This is a genomic window from Bacillus sp. 05T31 (assembly GCF_056396725.1).
Map to the genome: position 1 here is coordinate 1 of NZ_JBFTMA010000614.1, position 2,723 is coordinate 2,723.

At 36.5% G+C, this 2,723-nt stretch carries 2 protein-coding genes; both read left to right on the forward strand.

Annotated elements, in window-relative coordinates; all coding sequences use genetic code 11:
• A partial coding sequence (locus tag AC1DJR_RS25225; protein ID WP_477003779.1) for a peptidoglycan D,D-transpeptidase FtsI family protein occupies positions 1–1,297 on the forward strand: 1,297 nt, incomplete at its 5' end.
• Between the two features lie 437 nt (positions 1,298–1,734).
• Entirely contained in the window at positions 1,735–2,661 is a 927-nt protein-coding gene (gene bla, locus AC1DJR_RS25230) for a class A beta-lactamase Bla1 (RefSeq protein ID WP_477003780.1), read from the forward strand.
• The last annotated feature ends 62 nt before the right edge of the window (positions 2,662–2,723 follow it).

Genomic DNA, 2,723 nt, shown 5'->3' on the forward strand with positions numbered 1-2,723 from the left:
ACGATATGAAGATGTATTACACGGCACAAAAGAAGAAGTGAAAAACATTACTGATAAATCAGGAAACATTRTWARCRCAGAAATAATCTCTAAAGGAAAAAGTGGTARTAGTTTAACATTAACGATTGATATGGAATTACAAAAGAAAGTGGAAGAAAGTATAGAGAAAAATTTGAGAGCTTTTAAGAGTTCAGAGCCACTGTTGGACCGAGCGTTTGTCGTCATGACAAATCCRAATAACGGACAGATTTTATCTATGGCAGGCAAAAAGATTGTAGAAAAAGAAGGGAAAATAGAGATTGAGGATTTGGCATTAGGTAACATGACAACTTCGTATGAGCTAGGRTCAGCTGTAAAAGGCGCAACGTTATTAACTGGATATGAGACAGGGGCAATACAGCCAGGAGATCAATTTTATGATGCACCGATGAAATTTAAAGGTACACAAGCCAAAAAATCATGGAATGTATCCGGATTTGGTAATATTAATGATTTACGAGCTTTACAAGTATCTTCGAATGTATACATGTTCCAGACAGCTTTAAAAATTGCGGGAGTTAATTACGTACCAAATGGTTCATTGGATATTAAACAAGGAGCATTTGAYAMAATGCGTTATTATTTTAAACAATTTGGTTTAGGRGTWCCAACAGGWATTGATTTACCRAATGAAATAATTGGGCAAACGAGAAAAGTAGATAGTCAACCTGGGTTTTTACTAGATTTTTCTATCGGTCAGTATGATACGTATACGCCATTGCAATTGGCACAATATATTTCAACTATTGCAAATGGTGGATATAGAATGCAACCCCAAATTGTACAAGAAATACGAGAGCAATCAATAAAAGAAGAAGAGGTCGGTAAAGTTATACGCTCTATAGAGCCTGTCGTATTAAATCGAGTTGATATGAAGAAAGAACATATTGATCGGATAAAAGAAGGCTTTAGATGGGTATTCCAAGAAGGTGATGGAACTGGCGTGAAGTATTTCAAAAATGCGCCATATAAACCAGCAGGAAAGACAGGGACAGCTCAAACTGTATATGGTGGAGATGATCCAATTGGTAGAAATGCAAAAGGAGAACGTATGGAATGTTACAACTTAACATTAGTTGGATATGCTCCATATGATAATCCAGAAGTAGCATTTTCTGTAGTAGTCCCATGGCTTCATGATGATAAAAATGGAATTAATTCTATAATTGGAAAGGAAATTTTAGATGTATACTTTGATTTAAAAAAGCAACGTATACATGGTGAAGCTGCTAGTACAGATAGTTCGAATCAAAATTAGTAAAATTTGTGCACTTTTCTCAGGGGAAGAGACCCTGTTTATATAAAAGCCTTTATAAGTTAAAGAAAAAGGAAAATTTGAAATAAGAGATAGCGGCTATCATAGTTGCTATCTCTTACTTTTGTTAATATCTTGGCTACTAGTTAAAAAGGTTTTAAATTTATCCCGCTATTTGCCGGGTAGTAAAACTCCCACCTCAAAATTCAGCTGGAGCAAAGAAGTTAGGCGGGAGTCGGGCTGCCCGTAAAAGCCCGATTGGTGAGGGCTGATAATCAGTGGGGGATGAACAAAACCCCCACTGATTAAAGTTTCACTTTATGGAACAAACTTGTTTCTTAGATGGTCTATTATTTGTAAGTATAAAAACAGGTTTTCAAATAGGATACAGTGTATTGAATTTACTACTTGTTTTCAGTATTGAAAATTTGAAAGGAATGATGATTTTGAAAAACAAGAGGATGTTAAAAGTAGGTTTATGTGTTGGTATATTAGGTTTAAGTCTTACAAGCCTAGAAGCTTTTACAGGAGGGGCATTGCAAGTTGAAGCGAAAGAAAAGACCGGACCAGTTAAACATAAAAATCATGCGACGTATAAAGAATTCTCTCAACTTGAGAAAAGATTTGATGCTCGATTAGGTGTGTATGCTATTGATACTGGTACAAATCGAACAATTGCTTATCGACCTAACGAAAGATTTGCCTTTGCATCAACCTACAAGGCATTAGCGGCAGGAGTATTGCTACAGCAAAACTCAACTGAGAAATTAAATGAAGTTATCACTTATACGAAAGACGACTTGGTGGAATATTCACCCATTACAGAGAAACATGTAGATACAGGCATGAAACTTGGGGAAATTGCAGAGGCGGCTGTTCGTTCCAGTGATAATACCGCCGGGAACATTTTATTTAATAAAATAGGCGGACCTAAAGGATATGAAAAAGCACTTAGACAGATGGGTGATCGGGTTACTATGGCTGATCGCTTTGAGCCAGAGTTAAACGAAGCTACTCCAGGAGACATTCGTGACACTAGTACAGCRAAAGCSATTGCTACCAATCTTAAGGCTTTTACGGTCGGAAATGCACTTCCAGCTGATAAACGTAAAATTCTTACAGAGTGGATGAAAGGAAATGCTACAGGAGACAAACTTATTCGTTCAGGTGTACCAACTGACTGGGTAGTTGGAGATAAATCAGGAGCTGGAAGTTATGGGACACGAAATGATATTGCTATCGTTTGGCCGCCGAACAGGGCACCTATTATCATTGCAATCTTATCTAGTAAAGATGAAAAAGAGGCTGCCTATGATAATAAATTAATTGCAGATGCAGCTGAAGTGATAGTTAAGGCTCTTAAATGATAATTTCTCAATTCTTTATGTAATGTAATTGAAAATAGGAACCTAGAAAGCGATTCTTTTAC